Below are 21,089 nucleotides of genomic sequence, written 5' to 3'. Positions count from 1 at the left end.
GTAACTATCCAGTATATTCAATTTTCAAAAGATTAATTGCCTCCAGCTTCAGCTAGCTCTTTGGCTAAAGCCAATTCTACATTAATTTCTTTTACTCCAGCTGAAGCTGGAGGCAATTCAAATTACTACTTCAACTCCATTTTCTTGTAACATTTAAAAAGAAAATAGTTTATTTTTAACCCTGATTCACAATAAACAATACACCAAATGCAAACCACCGATTTTTTTAAAGATACTTTCGAATACAACTATCATTTCAATCAGGAACTCATTCAGCTATTCGAAAAGGAGAAACAAATCATTCCCGAAAAATCCATCAAATTATTGAACCACTTGATTAATGCGCAGGAAATTTGGAATGCCCGAATTCTGAATCAAGACATTTCTGTAGCTGTTTGGGAAATTCGACCTTTAGAAAATTTGAAAAACCATAATGAAACCAATTACAACCAAAGTATAAGTATTTTAAACAGCATCGAATTAAGCAAAAAAATAATCTATAAAAACTCCAAAGGAATCGTGTTTTCAAATACAGTTCAGGATATTATTTTTCATGTGATTAACCATTCTACTTATCATCGGGCACAAATTGCAAGTGATTTGAAAGCCAATGGAATCGAGCCCATTAATACCGATTATATCTTTTACAAAAGAAAATAACACCGCTGAAAATCCTTTTTTACAATTTAAACAAAAATATGAGATAGATTTTTTAACTTCGTTGCCGCAATGAAAATAAGTACCTTCATATTATCCATTTTAATACTTATTTTATCTTTAAAACCTTGCTCAGACGGAAGTAATTCCGAAGACCTGAAAAAAGATAACATTAGTCTGAAGCACAATCATCAGGAAGATCATGATGATTCCTGTCCTGTGACTTGTATTTGCAGTTGTTGTGGAATGTCTATTACCTTCGAAAGTATTACAAACTACACTTTCAGAGTGCATACTGCCATTTCTAATGTAGTATTATCTTCTTACCAATCAGACTATCAGTTTGATTCTGTTGCTGCTATTTGGCAACCTCCTCAATTAATTAGTTAAAATTATCCAGACAAAAAGTCTAATTTTTAATTAATTAAATTTCATTTCTAATGAATAAACTCCTTTTGAGCGCAATGCTCATACTATTATCATGCCTTGCGGTTAAGGCACAAACAACTGATATCCAAATACAAGTAGTTTCTGAAAACGAAGCCGTAATTGGTGCCAACATTTATCTCGAATCAGACAAAAAATCGGCTGTTACAGATGCTGAGGGAAAAGTACATTTTTCAAATATTTCCAATGGAAAACAAAACGTTATAATTACTTTTTTGGGCTTCGAAACCTTAAAGAAAGTAATTCAGATTCCCGGCCAAACCGTTTTTGTTTTTCATTTGGAACCGAATGAAAACGAACTTGAAGAAGTAGTTTTACAAACTTCCCGAACCAGTAGAACGGTTAAAAAAATCCCAACCCGAATTGAATTTATCGATGGCGAAGAATTAGAAGAAAAAGCCACGATGAACCCAACGAATATTTCGATGGTATTGCGCGAAAGTACCGGAATCCAAATGCAACAAACTTCGCTAAGCAGCGGAAATTCGAACATTAAAATTCAGGGTCTTGACGGGCGTTATACCCAACTTTTAAGAGATGGTTTCCCTCTATATTCCGGTTTTTCAAGCGGCTTGAGCATTATGCAAATTCCCCCTTTGGACCTAAAACAATTTGAAATTATCAAAGGAAGTTCGTCTACACTCTATGGCGGTGGCGCTATTGCCGGTTTAGTGAATATGGTTTCTAAAACTCCTGATGAAGAACCGGATTTAGACATTATGCTCACGCAAACGCACGCTTTAGGAAGTACGGCGAATGTGTTTTATAGTAAACGAAATGAAAAATTTGGAACAGCGCTTTATGGTTCGGCACATTATCAAAAAGCCTATGATCCCGAAGATGATGATTTTAGTAATTTACCCCAAACAAAATCCATTTCTTTTAATCCAAAATTCTTTTATTATCCTTCCGAAAAAACTACTTTTTGGCTAGGCGTTAATGCAACTTATGATGACCGAATTGGAGGTGACATGACTAAAATTAAAAGTCAGCAAAACGGCATTCATCAATACACCGAAGACAACGTTTCTAAGCGTTTGAGCTCTCAGGCGGTATACAAAACCCAGCTGGATTCGTTGAGCAATTTCAATATCAAAAACAGTATTTCTTATTTTGACCGTTCGTTGCAAGTGCCTGATTTTAATTTTAGCGGAAAGCAAATCAATACATTTACCGAAGTAAGTTACGAAAGAGCCAATGCTAAAACCGATTGGATTTTAGGGGCGAATGTGTATTCGGTTAATTTTGATGAAGCTGATAAAGCCGCATTACAACGCGATCAAAAAGAACTTACCTACGGTTTATTTGCTAATAGCATTTTTGATATTAGCGAAAACTGGATTTTAGAAACGGGTTTGCGTACGGATTACAATTCCGATTGGGGATTTTTTCCTTTGCCAAGAATTTCCTTATTGTACAAAAATGAAAATGGTTTTTCAAGCCGAATTGGTGGTGGATTAGGTTATAAAATCCCGGATATTTTTACTGAAGAAGCCGAATCGATCAACTTTGAAAATGTATTAGGCATTGATAAAGACAATCTAAAAGCCGAACGTTCGTATGGTGTGAATTATGATTTTAATTACCAAACCCGTTTGGGCGAAATTGGATTCTCGGCAAACCAGCTTTTCTATGTCACCGCTATTCAAAATGCCTTATTATTAAATAGCTCCGGAACTAATTTTAAATTTGAAAATGCATCTGAAATTATACTGAGCAAAGGTGCCGAGACCAACATCAAGTTCAATTACAAGGATTTTAAATGGTTTTTAAACTATGCTTTTATTGATGCCCGTTTGCATTATTTAGCGGGAAATCCTCAAAAACCGCTGACCCCAAAACACAATGTAGGCAGTGTGATTATGTACGAAAGTGAAGCCTGGCGCATAGGTTTTGAAACCTATTACACCGGACAACAACTGTTATCGAATGGAACTAAAACCACCGATTTTACCACAATGGGGTTTTTACTGATGCGAAATTTCAAATGTGGCGCGCTCTTTACCAATTTTGAAAACTTTACTGACCGAAGACAAAGTCGTTTTTCACCGTTGGTTTTACCTACACATGACCGACCAGTTTTTCCAGAAATTTATGCTCCTACCGACGGATTTATTTTCAGTGTGGGAATTATCATAAAGCCTTTTGGGAATAAAGAACATTAAAAAAAATTACCGCAAATTCGCAAATTATTTCATTAATGAGCTGTTTTAAAATTTGTGAATTTGCGGTAAAAATTAATCCCTCTTTATCAAAAATAAAAGAGGGATTTTTTATATAAAACAGGATTTTAAACTGGAAATCCCATTCAAAAACTTACAAAAAATAATTCGTAAACAATAAAACTTCATAAAAAAACTGTAAGATTTATTTATATATTTGGTAAAAATACAATACACTATAAAATAGCGACAATCTACCCATATTTGGGTGTATAGACGCTACTTTGTAGCGAGTATATACAAGTTGGCAGTAATCTAAAAGTACCTCAATGAAAATAGAACTTTCAGAAGTCAAAAAAATAATTGACCATCACAAAAAAGAAAAAACTGAATTGGGGAACATAATTCTTCCGATCATCGACAAATATAATTTACCTGATAAGGAAATTCTTGAAGTTTGTCAAATTGGAAAATTTGTGTATAAAATAAACTCTGAAATTAAAATTCTCGAAAAGCCAAAACCGCCAGATCCCGATTTCATAATTGAATATCAATCTAAAATTATTGGACTTGAACATACCAGAATTTTCACGGAAGATGTTGTAAATTATAATAAAGTCAATTCATTGATAAAATATTCAGAGAAACTTTATACTTCCAAATTTCCTAATGAAAAACTCTTTGCACAAATTTCTATTGTTGATGATAAATTAGAATACAAAGAAACAGAAAAGAGAAATTTAGCAACAGAAATTGTAGAATATATTCACAATTTATCAAAAGGAATAAACGAAAATAAACCATCCTTTATTTCCAAAGTTAAGATCTCAATTCATTCTCAAATAAGCTTTTCCTACAATGAGAAAAATTGGCAAGGTCCATATTTAACTCAAACTCGACTAGAAAAAGAAATAAGAAAAAAGGAGCGAAAAATAAAAAACTATAAATCTAGTAACACACAAATTTCAGAATATTGGTTGGTTTTGTTCATCGGTTCACTTTCTTCTGTTTCTTATCAATTTGATGAAAATGAAAATTATGAAACAAAGACTGAATTTGATAAAGTATTTTTGATGACAGATTTTGATGCCGAAATAATAAAAATCAATAACTAGACTACTGCCAACAGCCACTACAACGGATTTGGGCAATTGGCTTAATGGAAAAATGGTCTTGTATTTGGAAGATTTGGCAAATCCGAATAATGGGCTTAATTTAATCCCAAACCCGCTGTAGTGCCATAACGTTGATTAAAATTAAAATATGAAAGATTCAAATATCTTAGACATCCCTAAACTTCATTTTGAGATTGAAGCAAAATCAAAAGAAATTGGTTTTACTATGCCTTCAGATTTATTTATTGGTACTTTATTAAAAACACTTATTACCTCTAAACCAAAATCAAACCTATTAGAACTTGGTACCGGAATTGGTTTGTCACTTTCCTGGATGATTGACGGAATGGATTCTGATTCTAAATTAGTTACTATTGACAATGATCCCAAACTAACTGAAATAGCTAAAAGTTATTTTGGAACTGATGAGAGAGTTGAAATTATTTGTGCTGACGGAAGTGAATGGATTAAAAACTACAGTGGTGAAAAATTTGATTTAGTTTTTGCAGATGCCTGGCCAGGGAAATATAGTGAAATAGACGAAATTCTGGAATTGATAAAAGTTGGAGGTTTTTATATTATTGATGATATGTTGGCACAACCAAATTGGCCTGAAGGACATCAGGAAAATGTCAATAAACTAATAGAATATTTGGAAAACAGAAAAGATTTCAATTTAACAAAATTGAATTGGTCAACAGGAATAGTAATTGCTACAAGAAAAAATTAGATGCAATCCCGCTCGTTCGAAATCTCCTAATTTTTAAATTAAGTAAAAAGCAACTCCCGATGATAATCCACTCTGGCGCTCGTTCAATGTCATTAAGTTAAGCTTATTTTGTGTCATTTCGACGAAGGAGAAATCACAAAACGTAAGTAACATGTGCGATTCCTCATTCTTAGAAATGACAAAACAGGCTGTATTTTCAACGCTCGTGCGCGAATCCTTTCGCGCCAAGCTCGGTGAAGTCTCCTGACTTCGCCAAACAAGCTAAGCAACGCAATAAAGTGGAAATCTTCCATGTTCGCAACATTAAGCAAATAACCTAAACTAATACTTTATATAGTTAGTGGCGGAGATGCTTCCTTCGTCAGCATGAGAATTTTGTGCATAGCTGGTGTATTAAAAAATTAATTGCAACTGCATAGCCCTACTAAGGACGAATTTGAGTTTAACCTGGATTACACATTTGGAAGACAGTTAACACAGATGAAGCGAATTCACACGATTATTTAATTGTTTTTAAAGCCTAAAATCTGCAACAATCAGCATAATCTGCGTGACAAAAAAACCAACAAAATACTAATGCGGATTCTGAGTTTAACATAAATATTTCTAAAAAACATATTATTTACAATTGTTAATCCTTTTTTTATTTTTACATTTGCCTTATTTTTATTTATTCTAAATAGAACAAACAAATTAAACCTAAAAAGAAAAATCCTGTCTAAAATTGTAAAATAATAAAATAATGAAGAAAAATCTATTTGTTTCTCTTGCTTTGGCTACTACTTTCTTTGCTACAGCTCAACAAAAAAATTCACTATTAGAACCGTCTTTTTGGAAAACATCTCCTGATGTTACTGCACTTAAAGCAGAAATTGCAAAAGGAAGTAATCCTTCTGCAAGCAATCCAATGGCTTTTGACGCTGTGGTTTATGCCATTAATAATGAGGCTCCAAATGAAACTATTAAATTTTTATTGGAACAACCGGGTAATACGGTAAGCAAATTAACTCATGATAATCGCATCTATCTGCATTGGGCAGCCAGCAAAGGAAATCTGGAAATAGTAAACTATTTAATTGCTAAAGGTTCAGATATTCATTTTGAAGACAGCCACGGAACTACTCCTATAACATTTGCCATTAATGCCGGTCAAAAAAATACAGCCATGTATGATGCTTTTTTCAAAGCCGGATTAGATGTTAAGAAAAAATACAAAGACGGAGCTACTCTCTTACTTTTGGCTATAGCAAATGACAAAGATCTAAGCCTAACTAATTATTTTATTGCTAAAGGACTTTCGTTAAAAGACACAGACAACAATGGTAATACTGCTTTTAATTACGCAGCCAGAACAGGAAATATTGAGCTTCTGAAAACACTTTTACAAAAAGGGGTAAAAGCTACTGACAATGCACTTATTATTGCTGCTCAGGGTTCTCGTCGTGAAGCGAATACCATTGAAGTTTTTCAATATTTAACAGATGATTTAAAGCTAAATCCAGGTGTAGTTTCTAATGAAGGAGAAAACGTATTACACTATTTAGTGCGCAAACCCAATCAATCCGAAATTATCACTTATTTCTTAAACAAAGGAGTTGAGGTTAACAAAGCTGATAACGATGGAAATACGGTGTTAATGAATGCAGCCGCTGCCAGAGATACTCAGGCACTGGAATTATTACTTCCAAAAGTAAAAGACATCAACGTTCAAAATGCAAAAGGGGAATCAGCATTATCTATAGCAATCTTGTCAGGAACTCCGGAAACTGTTGAGCTTTTATTGAGCAAAAAAGCTAATATTGCTGTTTTGGACAAAGACAACAACAACTTAGGCTACTATTTAATTCAATCGTATCGCACACAAATGATGGGAGGACGTTCACCTGAATCCAGCAATACACCTAAGGCAGACCCTTTTACTACAAAAATAAAATTATTGCAAGATAATGGTTTGAAACTGGCTGAAGCACAAAAAGACGGAAGTACTTTGTATCATTTTGCAGTACTAAAAAATGATTTACTTTTGTTAAAAAAAATAGCCGATTTAAATATTGATATAAATGCCAAAAACAAAGACGGATTAACCGCTTTGCACAAAGCTGTTATGATTGCAGACAATGATACCATTATAAAATACTTATTGTCCATTGGTGCCAAAAAAGATATTAAAACCGACTTTGACGAAAGTGCTTACGACTTAGCCAAAGAAAACGAAACACTAACTAAAAACAACATTTCTGTTGAAATTTTAAAATAATAAAATGAACTCATTAATTAAAACAGCCTTAGCTGGCGCATTTATTTTCCTTATTTCTTTTCAGGCTAACGCACAAAGCAGCAAATACAAATGTATGCTTCAAATGTCTAATTATGCTGGCGAAGGTGCTTATGTAGTAGTTTCTTTGATTAATGCCAAAGGTGATTACGAAAAAACACTTTACGTAATGGGAGACGACAAAAAATGGTACAACAGTTTAAAAGAATGGCATAAATTCAACTCTAAAAAACCTTCTAACATCAGCGCTATAACTGGTGCTTCAGTTACTGGTGGAGATCGCAGCATGACAACAATTGAAATTGATGATTCTAAAATTAATAAAGGATATAAATTGCGCTTCGAATCGGCAGTTGAAAATCAAAAATACCATGTTTCCGATGTAGAAATCCCACTTACAACTGCTGGAATTGCAGCAAAATCTGAAGGAAAAGGATACATCCGCTACGTAAGATTAAGCAAAATTTAAAAGCATAGCTAAATGACTCTTTCTTTTTGGCGGTACTCACACCTCGCTTTGGCGGTATTTTCTGTTGCATTTTTAATTATCGCATCCGTTACAGGTACAATACTTGCAGTAGATGCTATACAGCAGAAAATACCTGCCCATCGGGTGGAAAATTTCGATGCTATTACATTGGGGCAAACCCTGCCTGAACTTCGAAAAAGCTATCCCGAAATAACCGAATTAAGTATCGACCACAATCAGTTTGTTACTTTACAAGCGATTGATAATGATGGAAACGATGTCAATGCGTATATCAATCCAGAAACAGCAAAAATCATTGGTACTCCAACTAAGAAAAGTGATTTTATTAATTGGATTACCGGCCTACACCGCTCTTTATTTCTACATGAAACAGGACGATTGTTTATAGGAATTAATTCTTTTTTATTAGTATTAATTGCTATGTCAGGTTTTGCTCTTGTTATCAATAGGCAAAGAGGTTTACGCAACTTCTTAGCTAAAATTATCAAAGAATATTTTGCACAATACTACCACGTTTTATTGGGGCGTTTGGCATTAATTCCCATCTTGATTATAGCACTTTCGGGAACTTATTTATCAATGGAACGATTTCATCTTTTCGAAAATGAAAACCAAACCGAAAACCCAACAACAACTCAAACTAAAAAAACATTCGATTTAAGGAATACCCCTTTAGCCGAGGTTACTAAAATAGAATTTCCTTTTTCAGACGATGAAGAGGATTTTTATATTTTCGAACTAAAAGACCGAAAAATAGAAGTCAATCAATATTCTAACGAAATTATTTCAGAAGAACTTTACCCTGCCTCAGCCCTATTAGCGGATTTGAGTTTGGACTTACACACCGGAAGAGCCAATAGTATTTGGGCATTTATTCTCGGATTAGCTTCTTTAAACATTCTGTTTTTTATCTATTCGGGATTTGCTATGACCTTTAAAAGAAGAGCAAGCCGCATTAAAAATAAATTCAAAGCCGAGGAAAGCAAATATATTTTATTGGTAGGTTCAGAAAACGGAAGTTCATTGCGTTTTGCCAATGCTATTCTAAAACAATTAAATGATCAGGGTAAGAAAGCACACCTTGCACAATTAAATAATTACACCAGCTATCCAAAAGCCGAACATTTACTGATTTTCAGCTCCACTTATGGTTTGGGCGATGCACCTTCTAATGCCAGTAAATTTGTAACTCTTTTAGAAAAAAATGCACAACAACAACCCATTAATTATTCTGTAATTGGTTTTGGTTCCAAATCTTATCCTGATTTTTGTGGTTATGCCAAAGAAGTGGATAATCTTTTAGAAACTAAAATCTGGGCGAATCGTTTGTTAAAGTTACAAACCGTAAATGATAAATCAACCGAAGAATTTGTCAATTGGGTACAATTATGGAGTGCTAAAACCGGAATTTTGCTGAGCACTACTTCATCGGTTTACAATCATATTCCAAAAGGATTACAGCAATTAATGGTTTTAGACAAAACTACAGTTTCCGAAAAAGAACAAACCTTTTTACTGACTTTAAGAGCCGGAATGCGAAGCAAATTCACCTCCGGAGATCTTTTAGCCATTTATCCTGCTAATGATAATCGCGAACGTTTATATTCTATTGGAAAACATACCGGCAATATCCAGTTAGCCGTCAAATTGCATCCTAACGGTTTGGGTTCGGAATTTTTATACAATCTAAAACCCGGAAACACCATCAAAACTCAAATTATCAACAATCATGCTTTTCATTTTCCGAAAAAAGCGAGACAAGTGGTTTTAATTTCTAATGGAACGGGGATTGCTCCGTTTCTGGGAATGATTGAACAAAATAAAAAGAAGACTGAAATTCATTTGTATTCCGGCTTTCGCCAAAAAACCGAAATCACGGCACATTACGAAAAATTTGCGGCTGAAATGAAGCAAAAACAGTATTTAAAGCAATTTCATTTGGCATATTCCCGTGAAGAAAATCATCATTATGTGATGGATTTAATCCAAATGGACGCTGATTTCTTTGCTAATTTACTGCAAAATGACGGCGTAATTATGATTTGTGGTGCACTAGCCATGCAATTTGATGTCGAAAAAGTATTAGACACTATTTGCATTTCTAAAAACAATACAAACCTTTTAGAATACAAAACCAAAGGACAAATACTGACAGATTGTTATTAATACTATTATCCTGCAAGGTTTTAAAAACCTTGTAGGCATTTGTTTTTCTATTACTATTCAAGTCAAATCTGTTTGAGAAAAACCATTATGAAAACAAAATCTATACTTCCACTTTTCCTTATTTTCTGTTTAACAATAAGTTTCTCTGGTAATGCACAGGTTTTACGAAAAAGAAGCACCGTGCTTATGGGCGGTCGATTTGACATTAGTATTGTGGCACAGGATTCCCTTTCTGCCGAACAAAACATTGATAACATTATTGCCGAAATTAGCCGAATTGAAAACTTAATCTCCGATTGGAAACCCACTTCACAAGTCTCAGAAGTCAATCAAAATGCAGGAATTCGTCCTGTAAAAGTGGATAAAGAAGTTTTTGAATTAACAAAAAGAGCATTGTATTTTTCCAAAATTACCCATGGTGCTTTTGACATTAGCTTTGCAGCCATGGATCGAATTTGGAAATTTGATGGTTCCATGACCGAAATGCCAACTCCCGAAGCCATAAAAAAATCAGTAGCAAAAGTAGGTTATAAAAACATTGTTCTGGACAGCGTTAATTCAACTATTTTTCTAAAATTAAAAGGAATGAAAATTGGATTCGGAGCACTAGGCGAAGGTTATGCTACCCACAAATGCCAACAAATGATGCTTGCCAAAGGAATCCAATCCGGAATTATAAATGCCACTGGCGACATGAGCATTTGGGGAACACAGCCCGACGGAAAACCCTGGAATATCGGTATTACTAATCCTTTTCATCCCGGAGAAATTACAGCTGCTATCACACTGAAAAATACCGCAATAACCACTTCGGGTTCCTATGAAAAATTTGTTTTTTTTAATGGAAAACGCTATTCACACATTATCAATCCTGCAACAGGTTATCCTGCAACGGGTTTATGCAGTGTAACTGTTTTAGGCCCGAATGCTGAAATGGCAAATGGTTTTAGTACATCGGCTATGGTTTTAGGCAAAAAAGAAGCCCTCAAATTACTGAACCAATTTCCTGAATACAGTTGCATTTTAATCACCGATTCGGGCAGAATGATAAAATCCAAAAACTTTCCCAAACATTTACTAAAGAAGTATCAATAAGCTTAAAATCTTTTCTCAAGAAACCGATTTCAAGATTAATCTTTCGCAAAAAACATCCTCAAAATAAAGTATTAAAAATCTTATTTTAGATCAAAACAACGTAAAATAATACTTTCAAAAAGGACAAGTATCTAATTAAATGTACTTTATCGAGATATACGGCCTATCATCGATTAAACTATAATTACCGCGGTTTAATATTTAATTTTACACTATTACTTTAAATAGTAACAATCCAAGAATTGATCCTAGCTGTTTATTGAGAATTTTACTCAAAAAAAACATTCACCTTTTTTCCTAGAAGAAAAACTATTAATCTCTATCAAAAAATATTCAGGCTAAAAAAACATACCCTATTAAAGCTTGATAAAATATTTAAAAATTGTTTTTTGAATTTAAATCGGATTAATCATGAAACAAAAATACTTATTCTTACTATTTATTATATTTAATTTCCTTTCCGCTTACAGTCAGGCAGATGGTGATTTCCAATCAAAAGCTACGGGTAATTGGGAATCTGCTTCTTCATGGGAAATTTACAATGGCACAACACTTAATTGGGAATCTGCTTTGAATTATCCTGGTCAGGCTAATGGAAACTATGCTGTTACGATTAATTCTAGCCATACAATTACGGTTTCAACAAATCTGGTTACAACTTCAATGGGAGATTTAACTGTTAATGGAACTTTAAATTTATTAGCAGGTTCAAATCCGAAACAAGTTGATTTAAAAACACCGCTTTTATACCTAACTGCTACTGGTATTTTAAATTTTACCAACCAAAAAACACAATTGTATTTACCCAACAACGCAGTTATTAAAATCGATGCTGGAGGAACTATTTCAGGGGCCTGTTCCAATAATACCGAAATATACATTGACAACAAATTAATTGCTGTTTGTAATGGATCAGGTAATAGCGACGTATTAACATTTGGAGAAATCGTTGCCGGATCAGGAACACTAAATGCCAACATTATAAACCCTGTTGATTTTTCTTCAACCCTTTGCAATGGAACAAATATAGCACTAACTGGTGGATATACAGGAACTCCAAGCGGTGCAGTAACTTATCTTTGGACGGTAAAAGACCCTACTAATGCCGATGTCACAATCGCCAATAGTACCTCAGCTTCAACCTCCTTTACTCCCACAATGGCGGGACTTTACAGCATTTCGTTTATAGTTACCGATGGAACTGCTTTTTCAAATACTGAAACAAAAACCGTTACAATACAATCAGTGGTTACTCCGGGAACTATTGGTAATACTCAAATGATTTGTAGTGGAACAGCACCTGATTCACTTACATCTACAATGGATGGAACCGGAGATGGGACCATTTCTTATCAATGGCAAACCAATGCTAGTGGCAGTTTTCAAACCATTGGAGGAGCAACATTGGCAACCTACAGTCCTCCTACACTAACTGCTACAACAAGCTACCAAAGAAGAACGGTATCTATTTTAAATGGAGTAGCTTGTTATTCGGCTTACACAACTCCTGTAATAATCACAGTTGGGGATACTACCAATCCTGTTTTAACTGCCGAAGCCAGCCAAAATGCAACTTTAAATGCAAGTTGTTTGGTTACTATTCCAAATCTAGTGGACGGTTCTTCAGCTACCGATAATTGTACCGGAACTACCATCACTCAAAGTCCGGCTGCGGGAACAACGCAAGCAGCCGTTCACAACGGAACAATCAACGTTACCGTAACCGCTACCGATGCTGCCGGAAATATAGATTCTGAAATTGTGGTGATTACTGCAAAAGATTTGGCGGCTCCTGTTTTAACTGCCGAAGCCAGCCAAAATGCAACTTTAAATGCAAGTTGTTTAGTTACTATTCCAAATCTAGTGGACGGTTCTTCAGCTACCGATAATTGTACCGGAACTACCATCACTCAAAGTCCGGCTGCGGGAACAACGCAAGCAGCCGTTCACAACGGAACAATCAACGTTACCGTAACCGCTACCGATGCTGCCGGAAATACCGATTCAGAAATTGTGGTGATTACTGCAAAAGATTTGACAGCTCCTGTTTTAACTGCCGAAGCCAGCCAAAATGCAACTTTAAACGGAAGTTGTTTAGTTACTATTCCAAATCTAGTTGACGGTTCATCAGCAACCGATAATTGTACAGGAACTACCATCACTCAAAGCCCTGCTGCCGGAACAACGCAAGCAGCCGTTCACAACGGAACAATCAACGTTACCGTAACCGCTACCGATGCTGCCGGAAATACCGATTCAGAAATTGTGGTGATTACTGCTAAAGATTCTACTAATCCTGTATTGACTCCTGAAGCCAATCAAAATGCAACTTTAAACGGAAGTTGTTTAGTTACTATTCCAAATCTAGTTGACGGTTCTTCAGCTACCGATAATTGTACCGGAACTACCATCACTCAAAGCCCTGCTGCGGGAACAACGCAAGCAGCCGTTCACAACGGAACAATCAACGTTACCGTAACCGCTACCGATGCTGCCGGAAATATAGATTCTGAAATTGTAGTGATTACTGCAAAAGATTTGACGGCTCCTGTTTTAACTGCCGAAGCCAGTCAAAATGCAACTTTAAATGCCAGTTGTTTAGTTACCATCCCAAATTTAGTGGACGGTTCATCAGCAACCGATAATTGTACCGGAACTACCATCACTCAAAGTCCGGCTGCGGGAATAACGCAAGCAGCCGTTCACAACGGAACAATCAACGTTACCGTAACAGCTACTGATGCCGCTGGAAATACCGATTCAGAAATTGTGGTGATTACTGCAAAAGATTTAATGGCTCCTGTTTTAACTGCCGAAGCCAGCCAAAATGCAACTTTAAATGCAAGTTGTTTGGTTACCATTCCAAATTTAGTGGACGGTTCATCAGCAACCGATAATTGTACCGGAACTACCATCACTCAAAGTATTGCAGCTGGGACAACTCAGGCTGCCGTTCACAACGGAACAATCAATGTTACCGTAACAGCTACTGATGCCGCTGGAAATACCGATTCAGAAATTGTGGTGATTACTGCAAAAGATTTGACGGCTCCTGTTTTAACTGCCGAAGCCAGCCAAAATGCAACTCTAAATGCAAGTTGTTTGGTTACCATCCCAAATTTAGTGGACGGTTCATCAGCAACCGATAATTGTACCGGAACTACCATCACTCAAAGTCCGGCTGCGGGAATAACGCAAGCAGCCGTTCACAACGGAACAATCAACGTTACCGTAACAGCTACTGATGCCGCTGGAAATACCGATTCTGAAATTGTGGTGATTACTGCAAAAGATTTAATGGCTCCTGTTTTAACTGCCGAAGCCAGCCAAAATGCAACTTTAAATGCAAGTTGTTTAGTTACTATTCCAAATTTAGTGGACGGTTCATCAGCAACCGATAATTGTACCGGAACTACCATCACTCAAAGTCCGGCTGCGGGAACAACGCAAGCAGCCGTTCACAACGGAACAATCAACGTTACCGTAACAGCTACTGATGCTGCCGGAAATACAGATTCTGAAATTGTGATGATTACTGCAAAAGATTTGACCGCTCCTGTTTTAACTGCCGAAGCCAACCAAAATGCAACTTTAAATGCAAGTTGTTTGGTTACCATTCCAAATCTAGTTGACGGTTCATCAGCAACCGATAATTGTACCGGAACTACCATCACTCAAAGTCCGGCTGCGGGAACAACACAAGCTGCTGTAAACAATGGAACAATCAACGTTACCGTAACAGCTACTGATGCTGCCGGAAATACAGATTCTGAAATTGTGATGATTACTGCCAAAGATTCAACCGCTCCTGTTTTAACTGCCGAAGCCAGCCAAAATGCAACTTTAAATGCAAGTTGTTTGGTTACCATTCCAAATCTAGTTGACGGTTCTTCAGCAACCGATAATTGTACCGGAACTACCATCACTCAAAGTCCGGCTGCGGGAACAACGCAAGCAGCCGTTCACAACGGAACAATCAACGTTACCGTAACCGCTACCGATGCTGCCGGAAATACAGATTCAGAAATTGTAGTGATTACTGCAAAAGATTTGACTAATCCAACCTTAACTGTTGGTGCAAACCAAACTGCAAATACCAATGCTGGTCTTTGTACTGCTTCGGTTGTAGTAACAAATGTAATTTTTTCTGACAACTGTAGTGGTTCTTTAATTTCTTATTCGCTAAGCGGAGCTACAAATGCAGCAACTACATCAGGACAAGTAGGAACTTATGTCTTTAACAGAGGAGTAACAACTATAAATTATACCGTTACTGATGCTGCCGGAAACACTACCACAGGATCTAAAACAATAACTGTAACTGATAATATCAAACCTACAATAACAGCTCCTCCTACAATTAACACAACTACAAATACCGCTTGTACTGCAACCGGAGTGGCTTTAGGAACTCCTGTAACCGCTGATAACTGTGCTGTAGCATCGGTAACTAACAATCATCCATCAACAACTTATTCGTTGGGTAATACTACGGTAATTTGGACTGTAACCGATAGTTCAGGAAATACTGCAACAGCCAATCAAATTGTTACAGTTACAGATAATGTTCCTCCAACAATTACTTGCCCTGGAAATATCAGCGCTAATACTAGTGCAAACGGAACCGGTGACTGTTATACAACGGTAAACATTGGTACACCTACAACAAACGACAACTGCGGAATTGCTTCGGTGGTTGCCAGAGTATCCGGAACTATAATTAATACTGCCACTTATCAATTCCCTATTGGAAATACAACCGTTAACTGGACAGTAACAGACAATTCCGGATTAACAGCTTCTTGCAATCAGACCATTACTGTAATTGACAATGAGAATCCTTCTATAAGTTGTCCTGGAAATCAAAACGTTAATTACAACAACAATTGTCAATTTCCTTTACAGGATTATACCTCACTTGCAACGGCTTCAGACAACTGTGATACTAACCTGACTATTACACAAAGTCCAGCTCCGGGAACATTAATTTCTGCTGCCATAACCACAGTAACACTTACAGCAAGAGATGATGCTAACAGAACAAGTACTTGTACATTTACAGTTAGTGCAATAGACAACATTGCACCAACTGCAGTATGCAAAAACTACACTGCTAACTTAAGTGCAGGCGGCACTGTAAATATCGCAGCTTTAAATTTAGATAACGGTTCATCTGATAATTGTGGAATTGTAAATATGACGGTAACTCCAAATGCTTTTAATTGCAGTAATGTAGGGCCTAACAATGTGGTTTTTACAGTATATGACAATAATGGAAACAGTAATAGCTGTAATGCTGTAATTACAGTAGTTGACAATACACCTCCAACGGTGATTTGCAAAAATTTTGTTGTTGTAATTGATCCTATTTCCAGAGTTGCCACCATTAAAGCCTCAGATATTGACAATGGATCAAATGATGCTTGCGGAATTGCCTCTTTGAGTGTATCTCCTAGTACTTTTCCTGATTCCCCTAACCTTTATACCGCCACAACGACATTAACTGTTGTGGATGTTAATGGAAATTCAAATAGCTGCACAGCAACCGTTACTGTCGAACCTCCAAAGAATCTATTTACTTATTTAACTGGAGTTATAATAAACCCTATTCCGGATAACACGCAACCACCAAGCGCATTAGTAGAAGTTACAGCCTGTCCTGGTGGAATTACAGTTCCTAAAGACATCCAATTTACATTACAAGCTATTGGCACTTATAATTTACAAGCTTCACATGTTTTAAATTGGGAATATTCTAATGATAATGGCGAAACCTGGATAAGCATTCCTAATACTGCTGGTTTATTAACTTATACTTTAATTGGGTTAACAAGCGATACTTTTGTCAGACTAAGAATTACCGATGCAGACAATCCTTCTCTTGTTAAAACTTCTGCCGAAGCCTATGCAAGATTCTTACCGCCTGATGAACCGCCTATTATTGTGAGTCATACCGCTTTAGATATTTGTCTGGGAGATTCAGTAACTGTAAATGCCGAAAGTTTTTACGATCAACCCGAAGGACAATTTGGTAAAGGAGGAAAATTTAATTATGCCCAACCTGACGGATGGCGTGTAGATGGCTTAGACGGATTCTTCCCTGCCAGTGGAAATAATAATGAACAGCCAACTTGGAAAGAAACCAACTCTACCAACAATCCAAATACAACCTTTAGCGGAATTAATTATGACACTTCAGACAACACAAAATTTGCTATTGCACATGCCGCTCAAGCAAACAGAATTACAACATTAGAAACTCCTGTTTTCAGTACTATAGGAATGACTTCCAGTGAAGCAATATTAACATTCTATACCGCTTACTATTTCTGTAATGGTGGCTCAGGAAAAATCGAATTGTCTTTTGACGCTGGAAATACTTATACAGTGACATTGAATACGATGCAAAATGACATACTAACAGCTGGAAACACTACAGGTGTTCGTGCTTATAAAGGTTCAGGAGGTTCTGCCTGTACTAAACAATATCTTGTAGCCGATGCGTTTCGATATACCTCAATCAATTTAGGGCCTTATGCAGGACTTGCAGGATTACGCGTTAGATTTACATTTAATTCCGGACCAAGTGGTGGTAGTTGTAATAATGTAACTTTCCCAAAACATGCTTCTAATAATTGTACCAATAATCAAACTTTTAACGTTGGGAGTGGTTGGGCTATAGACGATGTTGGTTTTACTTTTGGTACTGTTGATGATGAATTAGAATGGACAGATGAAGACGGAAATGTAATTGCCAAAGGAACAACAGCAACTGTTACTCCGGTTACTCCCGGAATTAGAGAATATGGTGTAACCACTTTAGTAAATGGTTGTAGAACTGATAATGATGCCGGAACTAATTATGTTAACATCAACACCAGTTTAGCCTACGCAGGAGAAGACTACATTCCGCTTGCGAGTAATTGTGGCGAAAACACACTGCAATTAAATGCTTATGACAATACCGTTTCTGCCGTAACCAATTACAATAAAGGAGCCTGGAAAAGCAATCTCTATGTAGTTCCTGATACAGCTTCGGGAGACACCGACTATCCTGGAACTGGAATTACAGGAACATGGACTATTATAAGTGCCAGTACTACTTCTTGTGGAAATTCAGCTGTTTTTTCCAGCGCAACAGACCCAAATGCCATTTTTACCGCTGATCCGGGTAGCTACACTTTGAGATGGACACTCACTAATGGTTGTTTTGATGAAGTAAACATTACCGTTATTGATTGTAAATCGGTGGATTTTGATGGTAATAATGACTATGTTTCTTTTAAAGACAATTACAATCTCAATGCTGCATTTAGTATCGAAGCCTGGGTAAAACCAAATTCAACTGATGGTACAAGAACTGTTTTCTCCAGAAAAGATAACGGAAGTAATAACAGTGGTTATGATTTAAGCATCGTTAATAGTCAGCTAAGATTCAATTGGTACAATGCTTCCGGAGCTAACAATGTAACATCCGGTTCGTATTCCATTGGTACTGACAGATGGTATCATTTGGCAGTCACTTTTGATGGATCAACTTATAAACTATATGTTGATGGTTTAGAAATAGCTACGAAAAATGGAGCTACTCCTACAGCAACTTCAAATAACATTGAAGCACTTTTGGGTGCTATGGATCAAACAGCAACGAACATTCCAACCAACTATTTTCATGGCTGGATTGACGAACTTAAAATATGGAACAAAGCTATTGGAGTAGAACAAATTAGACAAATGATGAACCAAGAAATTGACATTTCAGGTTCTGATGTGGGAGGTGTTGTTATTCCAATGAAAATTTACGGAACAGATAATGACCAAAACGGTATAGAAGACAATCCATTATTATGGAATAATCTTTTAGGTTATTATCGAATGAATACCAACTGCGGAGATTTGGCAGCATATAAAGGAATTAGTGGAAGACTGCATAATATAAACTCAAGTCAACAACAAACAGCTCCTATTCCATACACTTCCAGAGTTCCAAACCAAACCTGGAATACTGATAATACATGGACACATTTTGATGTATGGAATGTTCCTAATAGTTCTGGAATAAACAACCAACCTATAAATTGGAATATTGTTAGACTCAATCATCAGGTTACATCAAACACCCAAGATCTTACATTATTAGGTCTTATTGTATTGTCTAATGAATTAATAATTACAAATTCAGGTACTCAAAATGAAACTAATCCGGGGCATGGGTTATGGATAACACATTATTTGAAATTAGATGGAAAAATTGATTTAATTGGAGAATCACAATTGGTTCAAAAACGCTATACCCTAGCCCAATACAGCGAAAGTATTTTTGAAGAAAGCAGCACAGGCTTTATCGAAATAGACCAACAAGGCAAGAAAAACAGTTTTAATTACAATTACTGGTCTTCGCCAGTAAGCAATCGCGGAGCTGCTAATAATTCTACTTATGCGATATTTAATATTTTAAGAGACGGTACTGATTCGGTAAATCCTAAAACAATTACTTTTGGTGACGGTCCTTATTTTGCCGATGGACCACTTTCAACTCCAATTAAAATTAGTAATCGATGGATTTGGACTTATAGTTCACTAACTCCTGCTTCAAATTCAAATTGGGATAACTACTGGCAATGGCAATATAAAGCCAGTACAGGACTTATAGCCGCTGCTGATGGATTTACCATGAAAGGAACTGGCGGAACGGCTACCATAAATGCTATGCAAAACTATGTCTTTACCGGAAAACCTAATTCAGGAACTATTAACAAGTTCATTGCGATAAACCAAACCTACTTAATAGGAAATCCCTATCCAAGTGCATTAGATGCAGATGAATTTATAAAAGATAACTTAAAAGATTGTACTGGTTGTAAAGGAACAATAAATACTTTTGGTGGTGCACTATATTTCTGGGATCATTTTGGATTATCAAACAATCACGTTTTAGCCCAATACGAAGGAGGTTATGCGGTCTATACCCTAACTGGAGGTGTATCAGCTATTGCTAACGATCCTCTTAATGTAAACAATGGTGCAACAGGTTCAAAAATCCCACAACGTTATATTCCGGTAGGACAGGCTTTCTATATAAATGCTTCTTCAAATGGTGTTGTGCAAGGAGGAACATTTTCATTTAAAAACAGTCAACGTGCTTTTGTTAGAGAAACTTCGGGGAACGCTATTTTTATGAAAGTTGCCAACGACAAAAATTCTTTTGCTGACAAAGAAACTGTTGACAAACGAATGAAAATCAGATTAGGATTTGACTCCCCAATTGCCACTCACAGACAAATACTCGTTGGTACTGATCCTAATACTACCAATCAATTTGATTTTGGTTATGATGCCCGAATGATTGACGTTAACGACAATGATATGTATTGGGAATTAGAAAACACTCCTGTAATAATTCAGGGGATTCCAAGTTTTGGTACTGAACAAATCATACCATTAGGAATTAAAATTGCCAATGAAGGACAATCAACCATAAAAATTGATGCCCTAGAAAATGTTCCTAACAATCTTGATATTTTCCTTTATGACAATGTTACAAAAACATATCATGATTTAAGAATAGCAAATCTGGATATATCATTAGCAGCAGGTGAATATACTGGGCGTTTCTCATTACAATTTGTGAATCGATTAACCAGCATTAACGAAACTACTATCGAAAATGGAATTATAACTTATTATACTAATGAAAATCAAATGCTAAATATTAGAAACTATTTTTCAGATGTTACTATTAAATCAGTTGCTTTATTCAGCATTTTAAAACAAAATATCGATAATTGGAGAATTACAGATAGCGATCAAAATCACATTCAAATCCCTGTTAGAAACCTAAGTTCGGCTGTCTATCTGGTTCTTATTAAAACCAATAAAGGTGAGTTTTACCAAAAAATAATTATCAAATAAGCAAACCCTAATTTCCCCAAAAAACACTTTCAGTAATGGA

At 36.0% G+C, this 21,089-nt stretch carries 10 protein-coding genes; all 10 read left to right on the top strand.

Annotated features, from left to right (window positions below):
- The first annotated feature begins 207 nt into the window (after positions 1-207).
- The 10 genes from FDM27_RS03320 (at position 208) to FDM27_RS03275 (ending at position 21,049) form a co-directional block, all read left to right on the top strand.
- A complete protein-coding gene (locus tag FDM27_RS03320; RefSeq protein ID WP_140485163.1) occupies positions 208-660 on the top strand; it encodes a DinB family protein in 453 nt (150 codons plus the stop codon).
- Between the two features lie 69 nt (positions 661-729).
- Entirely contained in the window at positions 730-1,047 is a 318-nt protein-coding gene (locus FDM27_RS03315; protein WP_140485162.1) for a DUF6660 family protein, read from the top strand.
- 50 nt (positions 1,048-1,097) lie between these two features.
- Positions 1,098-3,269, top strand: a complete 2,172-nt coding sequence (locus FDM27_RS03310) for a TonB-dependent receptor domain-containing protein (protein ID WP_140485161.1) — start codon at positions 1,098-1,100, stop codon at positions 3,267-3,269.
- A gap of 326 nt (positions 3,270-3,595) precedes the next feature.
- Complete coding sequence (locus FDM27_RS03305) at positions 3,596-4,381, top strand: hypothetical protein (RefSeq protein ID WP_140485160.1); 786 nt, start codon at positions 3,596-3,598, stop codon at positions 4,379-4,381.
- Positions 4,382-4,529: 148 nt separating this feature from the next.
- The gene (locus FDM27_RS03300; RefSeq protein ID WP_140485159.1) at positions 4,530-5,111 is read left to right on the top strand and encodes an O-methyltransferase; all 582 of its coding nucleotides are present in this window, start codon (positions 4,530-4,532) and stop codon (positions 5,109-5,111) included.
- A 742-nt stretch (positions 5,112-5,853) separates the two neighbouring features.
- On the top strand, positions 5,854-7,368 hold the full coding sequence (locus FDM27_RS03295) for an ankyrin repeat domain-containing protein (protein WP_140485158.1): 1,515 nt from the start codon (positions 5,854-5,856) through the stop codon (positions 7,366-7,368).
- A gap of 4 nt (positions 7,369-7,372) precedes the next feature.
- On the top strand, positions 7,373-7,855 hold the full coding sequence (locus FDM27_RS03290; protein WP_140485157.1) for a DUF2271 domain-containing protein: 483 nt from the start codon (positions 7,373-7,375) through the stop codon (positions 7,853-7,855).
- 12 nt (positions 7,856-7,867) lie between these two features.
- The gene (locus FDM27_RS03285; protein ID WP_140485156.1) at positions 7,868-10,042 is read left to right on the top strand and encodes a PepSY domain-containing protein; all 2,175 of its coding nucleotides are present in this window, start codon (positions 7,868-7,870) and stop codon (positions 10,040-10,042) included.
- Between the two features lie 87 nt (positions 10,043-10,129).
- Positions 10,130-11,137 carry an FAD:protein FMN transferase gene (locus tag FDM27_RS03280; RefSeq protein WP_255510452.1) on the top strand — a complete coding sequence of 336 codons (1,008 nt, stop codon included), beginning with the start codon at positions 10,130-10,132 and terminating at the stop codon, positions 11,135-11,137.
- 411 nt (positions 11,138-11,548) lie between these two features.
- Positions 11,549-21,049, top strand: a complete 9,501-nt coding sequence (locus FDM27_RS03275; protein WP_140485155.1) for a LamG-like jellyroll fold domain-containing protein — start codon at positions 11,549-11,551, stop codon at positions 21,047-21,049.
- The last annotated feature ends 40 nt before the right edge of the window (positions 21,050-21,089 follow it).

Origin of the sequence: Flavobacterium sp. GSA192 (assembly GCF_006386525.1) — a bacterium.
Lineage (GTDB): Bacteria > Bacteroidota > Bacteroidia > Flavobacteriales > Flavobacteriaceae > Flavobacterium > Flavobacterium commune.
This window is presented reverse-complemented; position numbering and strand designations above follow the sequence as displayed.